Source organism: Tabrizicola sp. T74, from assembly GCF_057219935.1.
The window spans coordinates 65,535-83,523 of record NZ_JBXVVT010000008.1; the positions used below are offsets into that span (position 1 = coordinate 65,535).

Consider the following 17,989-nt stretch of genomic DNA (forward strand, 5'->3'; position numbering starts at 1 on the left):
CGGCTTCGGTCATCACTCTCTCTCGCATGACGGAGTGACGCGATGGCCCTCAAGGTAGCCCTGCAGATGGACCCGATCGGGTCGGTCAACATCAACGGCGATTCCACCTTCAGGATCGCGCTTGAGGCGCAGGCGCGAGGGCACCACCTGTTCTTCTACACGCCCGACCGGCTCGCCTTTGTCGAGGGACGGGTCATGGCGCGCGGCTGGCCGATCGAGGTCCGGCGCGAGGTCGGGAACCATGTGTCCTATGGCGAGGAGACCGAGGTCGATCTGGGCGACTATGATGTCGTCTGGCTGCGCCAGGACCCGCCCTTTGACATGGGCTACATCACCACGACCCACCTCTTGGAGATGATCCACCCCAAGACCTTGGTCGTGAACGATCCGTTCTGGGTGCGGAACTCGCCCGAGAAACTGCTGGTCCTGCGGTTTCCCGAGCTGACCCCCCCCACCGCCATCGCCCGCGACCTCGCCACGATCCGCGCGTTCAAGCACCGGCACGGCGACATCATCCTGAAGCCGCTCTACGGCAACGGCGGCGCCGGGGTCTTCCGCTTGGACCCGAACGACCGCAACCTGTCGTCGCTGCATGAGCTGTTCATGGGCATCAACCGCGAGCCGCTGATCGTGCAGAAATTCCTTCCCGCCGTCGAAAAGGGCGACAAGCGCGTCATCCTGGTCGATGGCGAGCCGGTGGGCGCGATCAACCGCGTGCCGCAGGCGGGCGAGACCCGGTCGAACATGCATGCCGGGGGGCGGCCGGAGAAAGTCGGCCTCACCGAACGCGACCTTGAGATCTGCCGCACCATCGGCCCCGTCTTGCGCGAGAAGGGTCAGGTCTTCGTCGGCATCGACGTCATCGGCGACTGGCTGACCGAGATCAACGTGACCTCGCCCACCGGCATCCAGGAACTGGAACGCTTCGACGGCACCAATGCCGCCCAGCGCATCTGGGAAGTGATCGAGGCGAAGCGCCGGGCTTAGGCCAGGCCACTGTCCGGATAAGCCCGCAGCACGTCCCAGACCAGCGCTTTCATCCAGTCGGCCTGTTCCGCCGTGGGCCAGCCCGGCTCGCCGCGCAGGTTCGGGATCGTGCGCGGGTCACGCCCGTAGATCACCGCGAAATGCGCCAGCGCGATCAGGAAGGCGCCTTTGGCGTTGGGGTGGATCGTGTCCTCGAACAGGTCCTGGATCTTCGTCAGCCCCGGCGCCGTCCCGGCCGCTATCGCATCCAGCACCGCCGCCATGATCTTCGGTCCCGGGATCACGCGCATCGGCGGACTGCCCGCAGGCCGGGCGGCGTTGACCTGGTCCGCCACTTCCTGCCAGGAGCCCATCTCCAGATCCAGCCGCTCACGCAGGGGGATCAGCCGTTCGTCCGGCAGGTCGTATTCGTCGGTGTTGCCCGGCCCGCTGCGGATGTCGACCCAGGAGGCGTAGTAGATCGTCGCCGCCCCCTTGCCGCCGTTCCCGGCGCTCCAGGCAAGGTCGAACCATTGCTGGGTGTACTTGACCGCCTCTTCCCAGCCGACGGCTGACCGCACCGGCACCCGTTCGGTCATCACCAGAAGATCATAGTTGGCCATGTCGCGGCGGGCGTCGACCGGCAGGTCCAGCTCATGCTCCCAGCGGAACTTCGCCGTGCTGCCGGGGATCGAGGAGTTGTCGATCACCATCCCGCGCGACTTGGGTCCACCGGCGGCCTGTACCAGGATCGTCAGCGGATGCGGCACCGGGTCAGTCAGGCTGTGCCCGGACATGATGACGCGCAGGTTGAAAGGACGTTCGATGCCGGTTTCGGCGCCCACTGCCGTTGCAGCGCCAACCAGGGGCAGGCAGGAGAGGCCGGCCAGAACCTCGCGCCGGTGGACAAGATCAGTCATCGCTAAACACCCTTCGAACCCTGCTGCTGTACCCATCGTCTACAATCCGCAGATGGGCAGCGAAAGGGATCGCCGCAAGTCCGGTTGCGTGAAACTGGCAGGGTGGGTCGAAAATGGTCGTATACGACCACGCCGGGTCTGGACCGCCGGGTCCGGACCAGTACGCTTTCGAAGTCTGGAAAAGAGGCTGATCATGCGCGCATTTCTGGTCCTGACCCTGACGGCCCTGCCTGCCCTCGCCGAAACGGCCGAGGAGGCCGAGGATTTCGGCACCCTCAACCCCGAGGAAATGACCATCGCCCGCATCCTGGACGATGTCGCCCGGGGCGAGACCAGCATGATGAACTGCGCGGCGGGCTACGGCATCACCAAGAAGGGCGACCATGACCACGCCCGCGACGTGTTCGAGGCCTGCGCCGCCGATGGCTGGACCGGCGCGATGACCTGGATGGCGCAACTGGACGACAACGGGCTTGGCGCAGCGGACGAGGACCCGGGTCGCGCGGCCGATTGGGACCGGATGGCGGCCGAAGCGGGAGATCCAGTGGGGCAGTTCAACTACGGGCTCGACCTGATGCGCGGTCGGGGTGTTCCCCTGGACGAGGCGGCGGGTCGCGCCCTGGTGGACCGGGCGGCGCAGGCGGGCCTTCCTGTGGCCAAGCGGCTCCAGGCGGCGGGCTATGACCTCGATGAGGTGACGCCGGATGCCGACAACTGGAAATACGACAAGCGGCTTTACTGACCCCCCTCCGAAGGTCGCATAGGCCCTTCGGCGGAATCATGGCTTACTGACTGCATCTGATGGAGGAGGAACCCCGATGCGCTGGATGAAACCGAAGGCCGTGGAAGTGCGCTGCGGCATGGAGATCAACATGTACGGCCCGGCCGAGGACGACCGCACCCTGGTCTGATCGGAAGATGTCATGATCCTGACGGTACTCGGCGCCGCTGCGGGCGGCGGGGTGCCGCAATGGAACTGTGCCTGCCGGAATTGCTCCCTGGCGCGCGAAGGCCACTTGCCACGGATGACGCAATCGTCCGTGGCTGTTTCATTGAATGGCACCGACTGGGTGGTGCTGAACGCCTCGCCCGACATCCGCGCCCAGCTTGCGGCGAACGTCCGCTTTGCCCCCGTCGGGGTGCGGGGCAGTCCGGTCAAGGCGGTGGTGGTCACGAACGCCGATGTCGACCACATCGCGGGGCTTCTGTCCCTGCGCGAGGGGACGGGCTTCGACCTTTGGGCAAGTGCGGAGACGCACGGTGTGCTGAGGGCCAGCCCGGTGTTCGGTGTCCTGTCCGAGGTCGTGGTGCGTAGGGAGATGGTTCTTGACGCGGAGTTCTTCCCTCTGCCCTGCCTGACCGTCACGCCCTTTGCCGTGCCGGGGAAGGTAGCGCTGTTCCTGGAAGATACGCTTGGTGCGGGGCATCGGCTGGGCGGGCAGACGGTCGGGCTGGAGATCACAGGCGGCGGCAAGCGGGTCTACTACATCCCTGGCTGTGCCGAGGTACCAGAATGGCTTCTGGACCGCATCGCCGGGGCAGATCTGATCCTCTTCGATGGCACGGTCTTCACGGATGACGAAATGATCCGCGAAGGCGTCGGCACCAAGACAGGTGCGCGCATGGGGCATGTCGCGGTTGGAGGATCAGGGGGAAGTCTGGAACGGTTTTCAGGCGGGCGTATTGCGCGCAAGCTATTGATCCACATCAACAACACCAACCCCATCCTGCGCCCCGACAGCCACGAGCGGGCCGAGGTGAGCGCAGCCGGGTGGGAGGTGGCACAGGACGGAATGGAGGTGATCCCATGACCGAAATGACCAGACCGATGGGCGACTTCGAGGCGCGGCTCCGCAAGATCGGTGATGACCGCTATCACGACAAGCACCCGTTCCATCGGCATCTGCATGGCGGCAGTGCGACGGTGGACCAGGTCCGCGCCTGGGTGGTGAACCGCTGGTACTATCAAAGCCGCATCCCGATGAAGGATGCAGCCTTCATGAGCCGGGTGGAGGACCCCGACCTCCGCCGCGCCTGGCGGAGCCGGATCGAGGATCACGACGGAGCCGAGGGCCGCGACGGCGGCATCCGGCGCTGGCTGAAGCTGGCGGATGCGGTGGGGCTTGACCCGGACTATGTGGCATCCGGCGTGGGGGTGATGCCCGCGACCCGCTTCGCTGTGGACGCCTATGTCCACTATGTGCGGGAGCGGCCCTTGCTGCAGGCGGTGGCGTCGTCGCTGACCGAGCTCTTCGCGCCGAAAATCCATGCCGAGCGGATCGCAGGCCTACTGGAGCACTACGATTTCGCCACGCCCGAGACGATGGCCTATTTCAAGCACCGCCTGTCCGAGGCTCCGAAGGACGTCGCGTTCGGGCTGCAATGGGTGATCGACCATGCCCGGACGCCCGATGACCAGGATGCCGCGGCGGCGGCGCTGGTGTTCAAGACCGAGGTTCTCTGGGCGCAGCTTGACGCGCTTTGGCTTGGCTACGTCCAGCCGGGCAACATCCCGCCGGGCGCCTGGCAACCAGGTGAGGGGCTGAAGTGACGCCGTGCCTCCCGCCCGGCGTGCGGCTGCGCTGGGACGCGGTGCGGGGGACCCATGTCCTCTTGGCCCCCGAGCGGGCGCTGATGCTGGACGAGGTCGGGCATGCGATCCTGTCGCGAGTGGACGGGGTAACGGTTGTAGAGGCGCTGGTCGCGGGCCTGGCTGCCGACTTCGACGCGCCGGTCGAGGAGGTTGGGCCGGATGTGGCCGAGTTTCTGCAAGGCCTCGCGCGTGAAAGGCTGGTGGACCTGAATGCCTGACGGAAGCCACCCTGTCCCCCCGCCTATCGCGATGCTGGCCGAGCTGACGCATCGCTGTCCCTTGTCCTGCCCTTACTGTTCCAATCCGGTGGACCTTGCCCGCCGTGAGGCGGAGTTGACGGCGGTGGACTGGGCCGGGGTCTTCCGGCAGGCGGCTGCCATCGGGGTCTTGCAGGTGCATCTGTCGGGCGGCGAGCCGGCCTCGCGGCGGGACCTGGAGGACATCGTCTCTGCTGCGCGGGGGGCGGGGCTGTATGTCAACCTGATCACCTCGGGCATCGGGCTGACGGCGGACCGGATCGCGGCGCTGGTGGCGGCGGGGGTGGATCATGTCCAGCTTTCCGTCCAGGGGACGCGGGCCGAGACGGCGGATCGGGTGGGGGGCTACAGGGGCGGCTTCGCGCGGAAGATGGAGGTCGCGGAGGCGCTGGCGGCGGTGGGGGTCGCGCTGACCCTGAACGCGGTCATGCACCGGCATAACCTGGGGGAACTGCCAGAGGTCTTCGACCTCGCGGAGCGGCTGGGCGCGCGGCGGGTAGAGGTGGCTTGCGTGCAGTTCCAGGGTTGGGCGCTGGAGAACCGGGCGGTGCTGCAGCCGACGCGGGAGCAGGTCGAGGAGGCGAAGCGGCTGGTCTTGGTCGCTCGCCAGGAACGGACGGGGCGGCTGGTAATCGACTTCGTGCCGCCGGATTACTACGCGGACCTGCCGAAGGCCTGCATGGGCGGGTGGGGGTCGACGGGCCTCAACATCGCGCCGGACGGGGCGGTCCTGCCCTGCCATGCGGCGCAGACGATCCCGGGGATGAAGTTCGCCAACGTGAGGGAGACCCCGCTGGAGGAGATCTGGTATCGGGGCCCGGCCTTTGCGGCGTTTCGGGGGACGGAGTGGATGCCGGAACCCTGCCGGTCCTGTGACCGGAGGGAGGTGGATTTCGGGGGGTGCCGGTGTCAGGCCCTCGCCGTGCTGGGGGATGCCTCCGCGCCCGACCCGGTCTGCCGGCGGACGCCGGGGCGGGCGAAGCTGGACGCCCTGCTGGCCGCAGAAGGGAACGGACCAGGGCTGGAAATGGCCCGATGGAGACGGATCGGGGGCTGAGTGTCCACGGTGGACATTTTCAGCAGATTATTGATTCCATTAGGCTTTCCAGTTTTCTTTTACGTGGTCTTAACCACCTTTCAGCCACCCTTTTCCACCCACCGGACCTTGCGCAGCAACAACAGCGCATAGAACAGGTTCGGCATCACCAGCACCATCGCCACCAGCAGCGACTGGAAGGTCGGCGGCTGCAGCGGTTGCGGGTGATTGGCGGCCTCGACCGTCACCAGAAGCAGGGCGAAGTTCCAGACCATGTGCAGGACGACCGAGGGCCAGAGCGACCCGGTCCGGACCAGAAGCGCGCCAAGAAGGAGGCCCGTCATCATCGCGGCGACCGCCTGCACGCTGGACTGGGTCAGCGTGCTGTAGGTGAAGCCGTTCAAGACATGGATCGAGCCGAAGATGACCGAGGTCAGAATAAGCGCGGGCCAGACCCGCAACTTCCCGGCCAGGGCGCGGTACAGGACGCCCCGGAACATCCATTCCTCGGACAGCACCACCAGCAGCGTGTTCAGGGCGAGGAACCAGATCGCCCGAGACGGGGGCAGGCCAATGGCAAAGGCCAGGCCGAAGACCGGCAGCAAAAGCAGGATCGGAAACCAGATCAGACGCAGGGCAAGCCCGATGGGCGGCAGGCGAAAGCCAAGGTCGGACCAGCCGAAATACCGGGTGGCCAAGGCAAGCACGGCAAGGCTGAGCACCAGGTTCCAGGCCACGCCCTGGGTCAGGAGGGCGATCAGCTCGTCGATGGAAGACAGCTGGTCCTGGCGGAGAAGCCTGCCGATCACCAGGGTCGCGAACAGCCAGAGCACGAGGACCAAGACCGCCTGCCGCAGCCGGATGTCACCCTTGGTCTTCGGATCATCCATCCCGCGCAGTTCCGACGTCTGTCATCCCGATCGTCCCGGCGCGCCGGGTCAGACCCCTTCCCGCGAAACCGCCGGTCCTGCGCGCGAACGGCACGCTCTACGACCATAAACCCCCGGTCTCTACGACCATAGGGCGGTCCCGGATTGACGCAAGTCAAACCTGCGACAGGACCGTCGGGCGCAGTCTGGCGGCGTTCCATCAGCCAAGGAGACTGCGATGAAACCCTCTCTTCGCCTTTTGCCCGCACTGGCGCTGGCACTGTCCCTGTCACCGGCCCAGGCCGACGAGGCCAGTTCCTTCGACCATATCAAGGTGGAGGCCGGAAAGGCCCTGTTCGAGGCCGAGTGTCGCCGCTGCCATGCGACCGAGTCGGCGGATGCAAGCTATGGCCCGCTGCTGGAGGGCGTTGTCGGGCGCAAGGCCGGGAGCTTCGAGGGCTATCCCTATTCCGAGGCGCTGAAGGGCGCGGGCTTTGTCTGGACCGACGGCGCGTTGAAGGCCTGGATGGCTGACAATGACGGCTTTGTCCCCGGTACGAAGATGCGTCATGTCGGCATCGAGGACGCGACGGTGCAGGACTTCATCCTGGAATACTTAAAGTCGGTGTCCGGCTGAACCGGCGGCCCCCCCTCCCCGGCCCTCCCCCCCTTTTGGGGAGAGGGGGCGCGGGAGACCTGGCGTTGCTTGCGGAGCGCGGGCGGCGGCACCCGTGGCCGATGTCGAGCCTCCGGCGGGAGTATTTGGGACATGGGCAAGCCATGGGGTGCGACACTTACGACCATTGGCCAATACCCCGCCCCACGGTTCGGACGCAAAGTAGCAAAGGACGGGTGCCCGGGGGAGGGACCGGTGTGCCGTCCTGTCGCGAAAACCCGAGGGAGGGATCCTGATGAACCGCTTTGTCGCTGCCGTTTCGGCGGCCCTGTTGCTTGCTGCCCCGGCCTATGCGGGGATCACCGAAGAAGACCTGGCGGGGGATGCTGCCTCGACCGGTGACGTCCTGACCAATGGGATGGGGCGCGATCTGCAGCGGCATAGCCCGCTGGCGACGATCAACAAGGAAAACGTGGGCAAGATGGTCCCGGTCTGGGCCTTCAGCCTGGGTGGCGAGAAGCAGCGCGGGCAGGAGACGCAGCCGCTGATCCATGACGGGATCATGTACATCACCGGGTCCTACAGCCGGTTGTACGCCATCGACGTGAAGACCGGGAAAGAGCTGTGGCAGTTCGACGCCCGCCTGCCCGAGGGCATTCTGCCCTGCTGCGACGTGATCAACCGGGGCGCGGCGCTGTATGGCGACAACATCTATTTCGGCACGCTGGACGCGCGGATCGTGGCGTTGAACGCCAAGACCGGCGACGTGGTCTGGAACAAGAAAATCGCGGAGTACAAGGAAGGCTACAGCTATACCGCCGCTCCGCTGATCGTGAACGGGTTGGTCATCACCGGCAACTCGGGCGGCGAGTTCGGGATCGTCGGCGAAGTGCAGGCGCGGGATGCCGAAACGGGTGAACTGGTCTGGACGCGCCCGACCATCGAAGGCCACATGGGCACGCTGAACGGCCAGGAGTCCACAATGACCGGGACGCTGAACGCCTCTTGGCCCGGGGACCTGTGGAAGACCGGCGGCGGAGCGACCTGGCTGGGCGGCTCTTACGACATCGAGACCAACACCCTGGTCTTCGGCGCGGGCAACCCCGCACCCTGGAACAGCTGGCTGCGCAATGCGGGCGACAAGAACGACGGGACGGGCGACAACCTGTACGCGGCCTCGCGACTGGGCCTTGACCCGGCGACGGGCGAGATCAAGTGGCACTACCAGACCACGCCCCGTGAGGGCTGGGACTATGACGGCGTGAACGAGGTCGTGGCCTTCACCGACAAGGACGGGGCCAAGAAGTTCGCCACCGCCGACCGGAACGGGTTCTTCTACGTGCTGAACCGCGAGGACGGGAAGTTCCTGAACGCCTGGCCCTTCGTGAAGGACATCACCTGGGCAAAGGAGATCGGCGCAGATGGCCGTCCGGTCTACAACGAGGAGAACCGGCCCGGGAACCCCGCGGGGGCGGCTGATGGGGCGAAGGGCGAGGTGGTCTTTGCCTCTCCGTCCTTCCTGGGCGGCAAGAACTGGATGCCGATGGCCTTCAGCCAGAAGACCGGCCTGTTCTACGTGCCGTCGAACGAATGGGGCATGGACATCTGGAACGAGCCCATCACCTACAAGAAGGGCGCGGCCTATCTGGGTGCGGGCTTTACCATCAAGCCGAACTACGAGGACCATATCGGCAGCCTGAAGGCCATCGACCCGATGACCGGCGAGTGGAAGTGGGAATACAAGAACCCGGCTCCGCTGTGGGGTGGGGTGATGACCACGGCAGGCGGGCTGGTGTTCTTCGGCACCCCGGAAGGCGAGTTCAAGGCGCTGGATGACGAGACGGGGGCGGAGCTGTTCAGCTTCCAGACGGGCTCGGGGATCGTGGGCCAGCCGGTGACCTGGGAGATGGACGGCGAGCAGTATGTGGCGGTCGTCTCGGGCTGGGGCGGCGCGGTGCCGCTCTGGGGGGGCGAGGTGGCCAACAAGGTCAACTACCTGAATCAGGGCGGCATGGTCTGGGTGTTCAAACTGCCGAAGGAACTGGCGATGGCGAACTGACCCCCTCTGGTCGGTTACCTGTCCAGGCCGCGCGTCCGGGGAAACCCGGGCGCGCGTGTGCATTCGGGGGCATAGGACTTTTGGCCTGTATCCGTGGCGGGTGCGGCGGGGTAGAGTTGGGCATGGGATTTGAAGGCAGATGACCATGGTTCCCCAGGCTGACACCCGCCCGATGCACTCGGCCCTCATCGTGGACGACCATCCGCTGTTCTGCGACGCCTTGTCGATGACGCTGAAGTCGGTGGCGGGGATCGACGAGATCGAGACGGCGGACCGGCTGGAGACGGCGATCCACCGGGTCGACCTGACGCCGGCGCCAGATGCGATCGTGCTGGACCTGAACCTGCCGGACGTGAACGGGATCGACGGGCTGATCCGGCTGCGGCAGGCGGCGGGGGAAGTGCCGGTGCTGGTGGTATCTTCGCTGGCGGACAACCGGGTGATCGGGGCATGCCTGGCGGCCGGGGCGGCGGGGTTCGTGCCGAAGCATTCCCGGCGCGAGGTGTTCCGGGCGGCGTTCGATGCGCTGCGCGAGGGCAAGCGGTTCCTGCCGGAGGGCTATGAGCCGGTGCCGGAGGGCAAGGCCAAGGGCACGGCGAAGGAGGAAGCCATCGGGCGACTGGCGCTTTTGACGCGGCAGCAGGCGAAGATATTGCAGCTGATCTGCGAGGGGCTTCTGAACAAGCAGATCGCCTATGAGCTGTCGATTGCCGAGACCACGGTGAAGGCCCATGTCACGGCGATCATGCGGAAACTCGGGGTGCAAAGCCGGACCCAGGCGGTGCTGATCGCGCGGGAGACGAACTTCTCCAGCCTGATGCCCGAGGACGGCTGAGACGGCCCGAATCCCTTGCCCTGACCGGACCGTGCGCCGTAGCATCGCAGGCAGGAGAAGGACCAGATGATCGCGCCCGAGACTTTGGGTCCAGCCGATGCGCTGACGGTGATGCCGCGCGCCCATGCCGGGGCGCGGGACCCTGAGGCGTTGCAGAAACTCGCGCATGATCTGGGGTCGGGGCCCTTCGCGGCGGTGATCCTGTTCATCTCGCCCGAGGCCGACCGGGCCGCCCTTTCGGCGGGGCTGGAAACCGCCTTTCCGGGCGTCACGGTGATCGGCTGCACGACGGCGGGGGAAATCTCGCCCGAGGGCTATTCGGAGGGCGAGATCGTCGCGGTCGCCCTGCCCCAGTCGTCCTTTGCGGTGGATTGCCTGGGGATCGACCTCAACGCACTGGACGGGCAAGAGCTGATCGGGCGGCTGATCCGGGCGCGGGCGGGGCTGGCGCGGCTCCATCCCGGCTGGGACGACGAGTTTGCCTTCGTGCTGGTCGACGGCTTGTCGATCCGCGAGGATGAGCTGACGGCAGCGCTGGGACCGGGCCTTGGACCAGTACCGCTATTCGGCGGCTCGGCCGGGGACGGAACGCGGTTTGCCCAGACCTTCGTCCTGCAGGACGGGCAGTTCCGCCAGGGCTGGGCAGTCCTGATGCTGGTCCGCACCGCCTGCAAGGTGAAGGTGTTCAGCCTGAACCACCTGACGCCCACCAACCGCAGGATGGTGGTGACCGGCGCAGACCCGGCCCGCCGCATCGTCCACCAGATCAACGCCGAACCGGCGGCACAGGAATACGCCCGCCTTCTGGGCAAGGACCCAGGCCAGTTGACCACCTTCACCTTCGCCGCCCATCCCGTCGTCGTGCGGATCGGCGGCAGTCACCATGTCCGTGCGATCCAACGGCTGGCTGAAAATGGCGATCTGGTCTTCTTCTCGGCCATCGACGAGGGGCTGGTGCTGACCCTGGCCGAGCCGCAGGACATGGCGGTGCATCTGGACAAGGCGCTGTCCGACCTGTCCGAGGGCGGCAAACCGGCGGCAATACTGGCCTGCGACTGCATCCTGCGGCGGATCGAGGCGATGGAAAACCAGCGCTTTGGGGCAGTGTCGAACCTGCTAAAGCGGCATGGTGTGGTGGGCTTTTCGACCTATGGCGAGCAGCTGAATTCCATGCACGTCAACCAGACCATGACCGGGGTGGCGATCTACCCGCCGAAGGGTGCGGAATGATCGAAACGCTCATCAACCCGGCCGACAGCGCCGAGCGGCGGGCCGAGAAGCTTCTGACCATCGCCGAGGCACTGATGCGGCGGGTCGAGCAGGCGACGGATGACTCTGGCGCGGCCTATGCGCAGTTCCAGCGCGCGGCGCTTCTGGAGGACCAGGTCCGCGAACGCACCCACGACCTGGGCCGGGCGCTGGACCTTCTGAACGAGTCGAACGCCCGGCTGGCCGACGCGATGCGCGAGGCGGAGACGGCGCGGCAGAACCTGTCGAGCGCGATCGAGACGGTGCAGGAGGGATTTGCACTTTTCGATCGCGAAGAGCGGCTGGTGATGTGCAACAGCCGCTTTGCCATGCACATGCCGGACGTTCACGCGCAACTGACGCCGGGGCTCGCGTTCCAGGACTACGTCGCACTGGTCAGCCGCTCGCCCCACCTGGCGCTGCCCGAAGGCGAGGGAGCGCCGGACTGGGCGCAGGGCCGGATGCGGCGGCACAAGGACCGCCATGTCATCTTCAACGTGCGGATGACGGGCGATCATTGGGTGCAGGTCAGCGAGCATCGCACGGCCGATGGCGGCACGGTGATCCTGCAAACCGACGTGACCGACATCATCCGGGCGGAACGGCATGAGCGCGGCAAGCTTCTGGATGACCAGGCGCGGGTGATCCGGGCGACGCTGGACCACATCAACCAGGGGGTCGGCATCTTCGACGCCGAGGCCCGGCTGATCGGCTGGAACCAGCGGCTGGGGGCGCTGTTGTCGCTGCCGATGGGACGGCTGCGGATCGGGGCGTCCTTCGAGAACCTGTTCAGCCGGTTCCGCGCCGAGACGCAGTCCGACGACATCAGCGCCGAGGCCTTGATGGATTGGGTGGCGGCGGGGGGCGTTCGCCGCCCGCTGGAGTTCGAAGTGCGGCGGGGCGAAGACCTGATCCTCGACGTCTTTGCGCAAGGCATGCCGGACGGCGGCTTCGTGTTCAGCTTCACCGACGTGACGGCGGAGCGCGCGGCATTGGTGGCGCTTAGCCGGGCGAACGAGACTCTGGAAGCGCGCGTGATGGAGCGGACGCTGGAGCTGGAGGATGCGCTGGCCGATGCCGAGCGCGCCAATGCCAGCCGATCACGCTTTGTGGCGGCGGCTTCGCACGACCTGTTGCAGCCCCTGTCGGCGGCGAAGCTGTTCATCAGCTCCATCGGCGGCGAGGGGCTGGAGCCGGGGGCGCAGGTGGCGCTGGACAAGGCGCAGAACGCGCTGATGTCAGTGGAGGGGATCCTGGATGCTCTTCTCGACATCTCCAAGCTGGAGTCCGGAAAGGCGGCGGTCAGCGTTGGGGCAGTGCAACTGGACCGGCTTTTGCGCACCCTGGCCGATGAATTCGCGCCCATCGCGGCGGCCAAGGGGCTGGAGCTGGTGGTGATCCCCTGCGGCGTGGTGGTGGAAAGCGACCCGGCCTACCTGCGGCGCATCCTGCAGAACCTGATCGGCAATGCGATCCGCTACACGGCGAAGGGCCGGGTGCTGGTGGGGGCTCGCCGTCGGGGCGGCGTGGTGCGGCTGGAGGTCTGGGACACCGGCCCCGGCATCCCCGAGGAGGCGCAGAACGACATCTTCAAGGAGTTCCACCGGCTGAACGCCCGCGCCTCGGCCAGCGAGGGGATGGGCCTCGGGCTGGCCATCGTGGAGCGGGCCTGTGCTTTGCTGGGGCATCCCTTGGGGCTGCGGTCGGAGGTCGGGCGGGGAACCTGTTTCATGGTCCAGCTTCCGTTGTCGGATGCGGGCGAAGGCTTGCCCCTGCCGGTGGAAGTGCCGGACCGGCGGACGGGCCCGGTCGCGGCAGAGAAGATCGCATTTCTGGTGGAAAACGACGCCGATCTTCGCAGGGCGCTGGGGCTGTTGTTGGAAAAGTGGGGGATGACGGTCTTGGAGGCGGTCTCGGGCGAGGAGGCGCTGGCGCTGATCGAGGAGATCGGGATTTTGCCGGACATCTTCCTGGTGGACCACCAGCTGGGCGACGGGATGACGGGGATCGAGTTCTTGGCCCGCATCCGGTCGCTGCACGGGCCGGTCCCTGCCCGACTGATCACCGCGAACCGGGGTTGGGATGTGCGGGCGGCGGCGACCTCGGCCGGGATCGAGGTGCTCTACAAGCCCATCGATCCGCGGGCGCTGGAGGCGGTGGTGGGGCGGCTTTAGGGCGGCTCGCCGGGGCGGCTCCTCGTGCGCTTCGCTTCTCGTCGCGGGGCGGAGCGGGGAGAACCGAAGGGCACGACGAGCGGGTCAGCTTTTGGATCGCGTGAAACCGCGGGCGGGGTCGTAGCCGTAGAGGGCGGCTGCGGCGAAGAGTGCGGTGGCGAGACAGGTCCAGCCGAGGGCGGGGCCGTTGGGCGTCAGGTACAGCGAGAAGCGGATCAGCTCGACGGCTTGGGTAAAGGGATTGAATGCGCAGGCTTTGGCAAGCGCGGGGCTCGCCTCGGCCATCTTCCAGAGTGGGTACAGGGCGGAGGAGAGGAAGAACATCGGGAAGATCACGAAGTTCATCACCCCGGCGAAGTTTTCGAGCTGGCGGATGAGCGAGGAGAGGAGGAGCCCGAGGGCGCCGAGCATGAGCCCGGTGAGGAGGAGTGCGGGGAGGACGGCGAGGAGGCCCAGGAGCGGCGGGCGGATGCCCCAGGCGTAGCTGATGGCCAGGAAGACGGCGCATTGCAGGAGGCTGATCAGGGTGCCGGCGAGGAGTTTCGCGAAGAGGAGCCAGCCGCGTGGCAGGGGGGCGGTGAGGAGGAGGCGCATGGACCCCATCTCGCGGTCGTAGACGAGGGAGAGCGAGGACTGCATGCCGTTGAAGAGGCAGATCATCCCGAGAAGGCCGGGGACGATGTAGGTCTCGTAGGTGATGTAGGTCTGGTAGGGCGGCGTGATCGACAGGCCCAGCGCGGCGCGGAAGCCGGCGGCGAAGACAAGGAGCCAGACGAGGGGGCGGACGAGGGCGGCGACGAGGCGGCTTTTCTGGCCGAGGAAGCGGGCGAGTTCGCGGTGGAGGATGGCTTTGAGAGCCATCAGGTAGCGCCCGGTGGCCGGCCCCGGGGGGCGTGCGCCGCCCCCCGGACCCCCCTGCGGGATATTTGCGGAAGAGAAAGTCATGCGGTTTCCGCCGTGAGCGCCAGGAAGCGGTCGGTGAGGGTGGTGCCCTGCGCCAAGGTTGCCGCCGGAGCGTCGGCGAGGAGGCGGCCCTTGTGCAGGATCAGGCAGCGGTCGGAGGGGGCGACCTCGTCGGTCAGGTGGGTGGCCCAGAGGACGGTGGTGCCTTGGGTGGCCAGCGCGTGGGCGTGGTCGGTGATCGCCCGGCGCGAGGCGGCGTCGAGGCCGACGGTGGGTTCGTCGAGGAGGAGAACCTGCGGACGGTGGATCAGCGCGCGGGCCAGTTCCACGCGGCGGCGCTGGCCTCCGGACAGGCTGCGGGCGGGGGTGTCGGCGCGGTCGGTGAGGGCGAGGGTCTCCAGCGCCTCGTCGGCGCGGGCGCGGGCGGCGGGGCCGCTGAGGCCGTGGAGGGCCGCGTAGTAGAGGAGGTTGCGGCGGGTGGTGAGGTCAAGGTCGAGCGTGGGTTGCTGGAAGACGACGCCCAGCGCGGCGAGGGCCTTGAGCGGGTGGCGGGACAGGTCTTGGTTGGCGATGGTGATCTTGCCCTGGGGCGCGGTGAAGAGGCGGGTGAGGAGGGCGAAGAGGGTGGACTTGCCCGCCCCGTTCGGGCCGAGGAGCGCGGTGAAGCTGCCGGGTTCAAGGGTGAAGGACAGGTCGTCCAGCGCCTTGCGGGGGCCGTAGGAGAAGCTCAGGTTCTCGACCGATAGGGTCATTCGGTCTGCCGCCAGGCTCGCGGGGAGACGGTGGATGCCCCCCTCCCCCATCCCCTCCCCACGTGGGGGAGGGGAGACGCTTCGGACGGGTGGCCGAGGCGCGTCATGGGCGAGGGCAGTGAAGGTGTGGGCGTCATTCGATGGTGATCTGAAGGGTCTGCGTTTCGCCGCCTTGCGGGGTGCGCAGGGTGTAGGTCCCGGGCTTGATGGCGATGAAACCCACCTCCATCGTCCCGGCCTCGTCGAATTCGACGCTGTCGAGGCCCAGGGGTCGGATTTCCAGGCCCTCGATGACGATCTCGTCGATCCAGATCGCGCGAAGGAAGTCGGGGCCGGAGAGGGCGAGTTCCTGCGAGCCGTCGGAGGTGATTTCGACCTCGTAGTAGGTGCCGGATTTCAGGGTCCAGGGGTCGCCAAGGGGTTGGCCGGCGGAAAGGACGATTTCGGGCAGGTCCTGCTTGTTCGTCGCGGCGAAAAGCCCCGCGGGTGCGTCGTCATCCTGCGCAAACGCGGGGGCGGCAAGGGTGGCGAGAAGGGCAAGGATCAGGCGCATGGGCTACTCCGTCGGGCGGAAGGCGGCGCCCCAGGGGAAGCGGCCGACCTTGATGGATTTGAGCGCAGTCCGGGAGGCGACGTCGATCACGGTGACATCGCCTGAGACGCCGTTTGTCGTGAAAAGCTGGCTGTGGTCGCGGTTGAAGGCCATGTGCCAGACGCGTCGGCCGACAAGGATGTAGGTCTCGACCTGGTAGGTTTTCATGTCGATGACGGCGACGTGGTTCGAGGGGCCGAGGGCCACGAAGGCGGTGGCGCCGTCGGGGGTGAATTCGAAGCCGACGGGCTGGATCAGGTCGGCGTTCACTCCGGGCAGTTCGAAGCGGATCTTGGCTTTTTCCGTCTTGCTGGCGATGTCGAAGACGGTGACGGTGCCGCCGATTTCCGAGGAGACCCAGAGCTCGGTGTCGGTGAATTCGGCGTGGCGGGGGCGGCTGTCGACCAGGGTGTTGGCGATGATCTCGTGGGTTGTGGTGTCGATCCAGTGCGCCATGTTGGTGGTCTCGGACGTGGTGACCACGATGGAGCCGTCGCGGGAAACGCCCATGCCTTCGGGCTCGATCCCGACGTTGATCTGGGCCACGACAGTGCGGCTGTCGACGTCGACCACGGTGGTCACCGCGTCATCCTCGTTGGCGATCCAGAGGTGTTTGTCGTCTGGATGGAGGACGAACTGTTCGGGGTCCTCGCCGGACGGGAGTTCGTTCAGGATCTCGCCGGTGGCGGGGTCCATGACCTGCACGGTGTCACTGTCCGAAGCGCAGATGTAGACGCGGGAGAAGTCATGGCTGAAGGTGATGCCGCGCGGGCGTTCGCCGGTGGGGATGGTGCGGGTGACTTCCAGCGTCGCGGTGTCGATGACGCTGATCGTGTCGTCCTTTTCGTTGGTCACCCAGATTTCGTCGGCCATGACCGGGGTGGCGAGGAGGCACAGGGCAAGGGTGCGGATCATGGGGCGTCCTTGAAGGCGGTGCAGGCGGATTCGGGTTCGTCGAGGCCGAGGGTGTCCATCTCGTTCCGCTGGTGGAGGAAGCCTTCCACCGGGGCGAGGGTGACGAGGGCGCGGGAGTTGACCACGGCGATGGGCTGGCGGAGCTGGCCGTTCCAGGCGCGGAACGAGAGGCCGCGGCCCTTGAAGCCGTCCATCTGGAAATCGGGGTTCAGTAGGTAGGCCCGCAAGGTGGCGGGGTCGTTGGAGTTGGTGCGGGTCACTGCCTCGCCGATGGCGCGGATGGCGGCCCAGGCGGCGTAGTCCTGCCCGCGCATGTTCCGGCCGGCGGCCGCTTCGAAGCGGTTCTGCAGTTGGACCGCGCCCCAGCTTTCGATGACGTGGCTCCAGGCGGTGGGGATCAGGCCGTCGGAACCGGCGACAGGGCGGGGGAGCCAGCTGTTGTGCTCGATGTAGCGGCCGAAGTCGTCGGTTTCGTCCGCGACAAGGATCACATCGTGGTCGGGGAAGTCCTGGGTGAAGCGGGGGATCTCGTCCATCGTGGAGTCGCGGAGGTCGGTGTCGAAGGTCCACTCCTTTTCTGTCGCGATGGTGATGGCGAACTTGGCGGCGGAGCGGCGGAGAGCTTCGGCGAAGGCCTGGTCGAAGGGTTTGGGGCCGGTGATGAGGACGGTAGTCTGCCACTGCTTGCGTTGCAGGACCTGCATCAGCGCGTCGGTGCGGGCGGCGTCTTCGGGGAGGGTGTGGAGGAGGTTCGCCCGGCAGTCGGCAGAGCGAAGGTTTTCGGCGCCGGAGGCGACGTTGAAGAGGAGTGCGTTTGCCGCCTCGGGCAGGTCGGCGACCGACAGGATCGCGGCGGGGTCGGCGTCGATCAGGATCAGCTGTGAGGTCTTCAGCGCCTCGGCTGCGGCGGCGGTCAGGTCGCCCCCGGGCGGAACCGAGACCAGCGTCAGGGCATAGGCGTGGCCCATGAAGGACCCGGTGGTCTGGGTGTCGGCCAACGCGACTTCGGCCCCCGCGATCCCGAGGTCTTCCGGCACCGGGTCGAGGTTCGACAGGACCGGCGGGCGGTCGACTTCGAGCCGCAGGTAGGTGATGGCCACGGGCAGTTCAGCGCGCGCGGGGGCGGCGACCGCCAGGGTGGCGATGGTGATGAGCAGGCGGAACATGGAGCCCTCCCTCCAGTCCCGCAAGCCTGCGGCAGGGGGGCGTCCGGGCCAATACGACCATCGTCGCACGGGGTGGGCCCCGGTGTTG

The 17,989-nt window shown here is 67.1% G+C and carries 19 protein-coding genes; 12 read left to right on the forward strand and 7 right to left on the reverse strand.

Annotation, left to right across the window (positions count from 1 at the left end; genetic code table 11):
- The first annotated feature begins 42 nt into the window (after positions 1-42).
- The gene (gene gshB / locus AC2EAL_RS20330) at positions 43-987 is read left to right on the forward strand and encodes a glutathione synthase (RefSeq protein WP_484726064.1); all 945 of its coding nucleotides are present in this window, start codon (positions 43-45) and stop codon (positions 985-987) included.
- Here gshB and AC2EAL_RS20335 read toward each other — a convergent pair.
- Complete coding sequence (locus AC2EAL_RS20335) at positions 984-1,886, reverse strand: hypothetical protein (RefSeq protein ID WP_484726065.1); 903 nt, start codon at positions 1,884-1,886, stop codon at positions 984-986. The genes gshB and AC2EAL_RS20335 overlap by 4 nt on opposite strands.
- A 193-nt stretch (positions 1,887-2,079) precedes the next feature.
- Between AC2EAL_RS20335 and AC2EAL_RS20340 the strand changes: the two genes are divergently transcribed.
- From AC2EAL_RS20340 to pqqE, 6 genes are all read left to right on the forward strand, one after another.
- The gene (locus tag AC2EAL_RS20340) at positions 2,080-2,628 is read left to right on the forward strand and encodes a tetratricopeptide repeat protein (RefSeq protein ID WP_484726066.1); all 549 of its coding nucleotides are present in this window, start codon (positions 2,080-2,082) and stop codon (positions 2,626-2,628) included.
- Positions 2,629-2,704: 76 nt separating this feature from the next.
- The gene (gene pqqA, locus AC2EAL_RS20345; protein WP_484726067.1) at positions 2,705-2,797 is read left to right on the forward strand and encodes a pyrroloquinoline quinone precursor peptide PqqA; all 93 of its coding nucleotides are present in this window, start codon (positions 2,705-2,707) and stop codon (positions 2,795-2,797) included.
- A 12-nt stretch (positions 2,798-2,809) separates the two neighbouring features.
- A complete protein-coding gene (gene pqqB, locus AC2EAL_RS20350; RefSeq protein WP_484726068.1) occupies positions 2,810-3,697 on the forward strand; it encodes a pyrroloquinoline quinone biosynthesis protein PqqB in 888 nt (295 codons plus the stop codon).
- A complete protein-coding gene (gene pqqC / locus AC2EAL_RS20355; RefSeq protein ID WP_484726069.1) occupies positions 3,694-4,437 on the forward strand; it encodes a pyrroloquinoline-quinone synthase PqqC in 744 nt (247 codons plus the stop codon). The genes pqqB and pqqC overlap by 4 nt, the downstream gene beginning before the upstream one ends.
- Positions 4,434-4,697, forward strand: a complete 264-nt coding sequence (gene pqqD, locus AC2EAL_RS20360; protein ID WP_484726070.1) for a pyrroloquinoline quinone biosynthesis peptide chaperone PqqD — start codon at positions 4,434-4,436, stop codon at positions 4,695-4,697. The genes pqqC and pqqD overlap by 4 nt, the downstream gene beginning before the upstream one ends.
- Entirely contained in the window at positions 4,690-5,793 is a 1,104-nt protein-coding gene (gene pqqE, locus AC2EAL_RS20365; RefSeq protein WP_484726071.1) for a pyrroloquinoline quinone biosynthesis protein PqqE, read from the forward strand. Before pqqD ends, pqqE begins: the two co-directional genes overlap by 8 nt.
- Positions 5,794-5,873: 80 nt before the next feature.
- Here the strand turns inward: pqqE and AC2EAL_RS20370 are convergent, their stop codons facing one another.
- On the reverse strand, positions 5,874-6,662 hold the full coding sequence (locus AC2EAL_RS20370; RefSeq protein ID WP_484726072.1) for a CPBP family intramembrane glutamic endopeptidase: 789 nt from the start codon (positions 6,660-6,662) through the stop codon (positions 5,874-5,876).
- 217 nt (positions 6,663-6,879) lie between these two features.
- Between AC2EAL_RS20370 and AC2EAL_RS20375 the strand changes: the two genes are divergently transcribed.
- From AC2EAL_RS20375 to AC2EAL_RS20395, 5 genes are all read left to right on the forward strand, one after another.
- Positions 6,880-7,278, forward strand: coding sequence for a c-type cytochrome (locus AC2EAL_RS20375; RefSeq protein ID WP_484726073.1), 399 nt, complete (start codon positions 6,880-6,882; stop codon positions 7,276-7,278).
- Between the two features lie 274 nt (positions 7,279-7,552).
- Entirely contained in the window at positions 7,553-9,316 is a 1,764-nt protein-coding gene (locus AC2EAL_RS20380) for a PQQ-dependent methanol/ethanol family dehydrogenase (RefSeq protein ID WP_484726074.1), read from the forward strand.
- Between the two features lie 139 nt (positions 9,317-9,455).
- On the forward strand, positions 9,456-10,151 hold the full coding sequence (locus tag AC2EAL_RS20385; protein WP_484726075.1) for a response regulator: 696 nt from the start codon (positions 9,456-9,458) through the stop codon (positions 10,149-10,151).
- Between the two features lie 66 nt (positions 10,152-10,217).
- Positions 10,218-11,381, forward strand: a complete 1,164-nt coding sequence (locus AC2EAL_RS20390; protein WP_484726076.1) for an FIST N-terminal domain-containing protein — start codon at positions 10,218-10,220, stop codon at positions 11,379-11,381.
- Positions 11,378-13,573: a hybrid sensor histidine kinase/response regulator gene (locus AC2EAL_RS20395; protein WP_484726077.1), complete on the forward strand. Its 2,196-nt coding sequence runs from the start codon at positions 11,378-11,380 to the stop codon at positions 13,571-13,573. Before AC2EAL_RS20390 ends, AC2EAL_RS20395 begins: the two co-directional genes overlap by 4 nt.
- A gap of 84 nt (positions 13,574-13,657) precedes the next feature.
- Here the strand turns inward: AC2EAL_RS20395 and AC2EAL_RS20400 are convergent, their stop codons facing one another.
- The 5 genes from AC2EAL_RS20400 to AC2EAL_RS20420 form a co-directional block, all read right to left on the reverse strand.
- On the reverse strand, positions 13,658-14,434 hold the full coding sequence (locus AC2EAL_RS20400) for an ABC transporter permease (RefSeq protein WP_484726078.1): 777 nt from the start codon (positions 14,432-14,434) through the stop codon (positions 13,658-13,660).
- Between the two features lie 80 nt (positions 14,435-14,514).
- Positions 14,515-15,228 carry an ABC transporter ATP-binding protein gene (locus AC2EAL_RS20405; protein ID WP_484726079.1) on the reverse strand — a complete coding sequence of 238 codons (714 nt, stop codon included), beginning with the start codon at positions 15,226-15,228 and terminating at the stop codon, positions 14,515-14,517.
- Between the two features lie 133 nt (positions 15,229-15,361).
- Positions 15,362-15,781 (reverse strand): cupredoxin domain-containing protein, encoded by a 420-nt coding sequence (locus AC2EAL_RS20410; protein ID WP_484726080.1) that lies wholly within the window; start codon positions 15,779-15,781, stop codon positions 15,362-15,364.
- Positions 15,782-15,784: 3 nt separating this feature from the next.
- Positions 15,785-16,735, reverse strand: coding sequence for a YVTN family beta-propeller repeat protein (locus AC2EAL_RS20415; protein WP_484726081.1), 951 nt, complete (start codon positions 16,733-16,735; stop codon positions 15,785-15,787).
- Complete coding sequence (locus AC2EAL_RS20420; protein WP_484726082.1) at positions 16,732-17,901, reverse strand: ABC transporter substrate-binding protein; 1,170 nt, start codon at positions 17,899-17,901, stop codon at positions 16,732-16,734. The genes AC2EAL_RS20415 and AC2EAL_RS20420 overlap by 4 nt, the downstream gene beginning before the upstream one ends.
- Positions 17,902-17,989: the final 88 nt, after the last annotated feature.

What these genes read in the sequence shown, in the direction of transcription:
- gshB (WP_484726064.1), top strand. Translation starts at nt 43, where the DNA reads ATGGCCCTCAAGGTAGCCCTGCAGATGGACCCGATCGGGTCGGTCAAC.
- AC2EAL_RS20335 (WP_484726065.1), bottom strand. Translation starts at nt 1,886, where the DNA reads ATGACTGATCTTGTCCACCGGCGCGAGGTTCTGGCCGGCCTCTCCTGC.
- AC2EAL_RS20340 (WP_484726066.1), top strand. Translation starts at nt 2,080, where the DNA reads ATGCGCGCATTTCTGGTCCTGACCCTGACGGCCCTGCCTGCCCTCGCC.
- pqqA (WP_484726067.1), top strand. Translation starts at nt 2,705, where the DNA reads ATGCGCTGGATGAAACCGAAGGCCGTGGAAGTGCGCTGCGGCATGGAG.
- pqqB (WP_484726068.1), top strand. Translation starts at nt 2,810, where the DNA reads ATGATCCTGACGGTACTCGGCGCCGCTGCGGGCGGCGGGGTGCCGCAA.
- pqqC (WP_484726069.1), top strand. Translation starts at nt 3,694, where the DNA reads ATGACCGAAATGACCAGACCGATGGGCGACTTCGAGGCGCGGCTCCGC.
- pqqE (WP_484726071.1), top strand. Translation starts at nt 4,690, where the DNA reads ATGCCTGACGGAAGCCACCCTGTCCCCCCGCCTATCGCGATGCTGGCC.
- AC2EAL_RS20370 (WP_484726072.1), bottom strand. Translation starts at nt 6,662, where the DNA reads ATGGATGATCCGAAGACCAAGGGTGACATCCGGCTGCGGCAGGCGGTC.
- AC2EAL_RS20375 (WP_484726073.1), top strand. Translation starts at nt 6,880, where the DNA reads ATGAAACCCTCTCTTCGCCTTTTGCCCGCACTGGCGCTGGCACTGTCC.
- AC2EAL_RS20380 (WP_484726074.1), top strand. Translation starts at nt 7,553, where the DNA reads ATGAACCGCTTTGTCGCTGCCGTTTCGGCGGCCCTGTTGCTTGCTGCC.
- AC2EAL_RS20385 (WP_484726075.1), top strand. Translation starts at nt 9,456, where the DNA reads ATGACCATGGTTCCCCAGGCTGACACCCGCCCGATGCACTCGGCCCTC.
- AC2EAL_RS20390 (WP_484726076.1), top strand. Translation starts at nt 10,218, where the DNA reads ATGATCGCGCCCGAGACTTTGGGTCCAGCCGATGCGCTGACGGTGATG.
- AC2EAL_RS20395 (WP_484726077.1), top strand. Translation starts at nt 11,378, where the DNA reads ATGATCGAAACGCTCATCAACCCGGCCGACAGCGCCGAGCGGCGGGCC.
- AC2EAL_RS20400 (WP_484726078.1), bottom strand. Translation starts at nt 14,434, where the DNA reads ATGGCTCTCAAAGCCATCCTCCACCGCGAACTCGCCCGCTTCCTCGGC.
- AC2EAL_RS20405 (WP_484726079.1), bottom strand. Translation starts at nt 15,228, where the DNA reads ATGACCCTATCGGTCGAGAACCTGAGCTTCTCCTACGGCCCCCGCAAG.
- AC2EAL_RS20410 (WP_484726080.1), bottom strand. Translation starts at nt 15,781, where the DNA reads ATGCGCCTGATCCTTGCCCTTCTCGCCACCCTTGCCGCCCCCGCGTTT.
- AC2EAL_RS20415 (WP_484726081.1), bottom strand. Translation starts at nt 16,735, where the DNA reads ATGATCCGCACCCTTGCCCTGTGCCTCCTCGCCACCCCGGTCATGGCC.
- AC2EAL_RS20420 (WP_484726082.1), bottom strand. Translation starts at nt 17,901, where the DNA reads ATGTTCCGCCTGCTCATCACCATCGCCACCCTGGCGGTCGCCGCCCCC.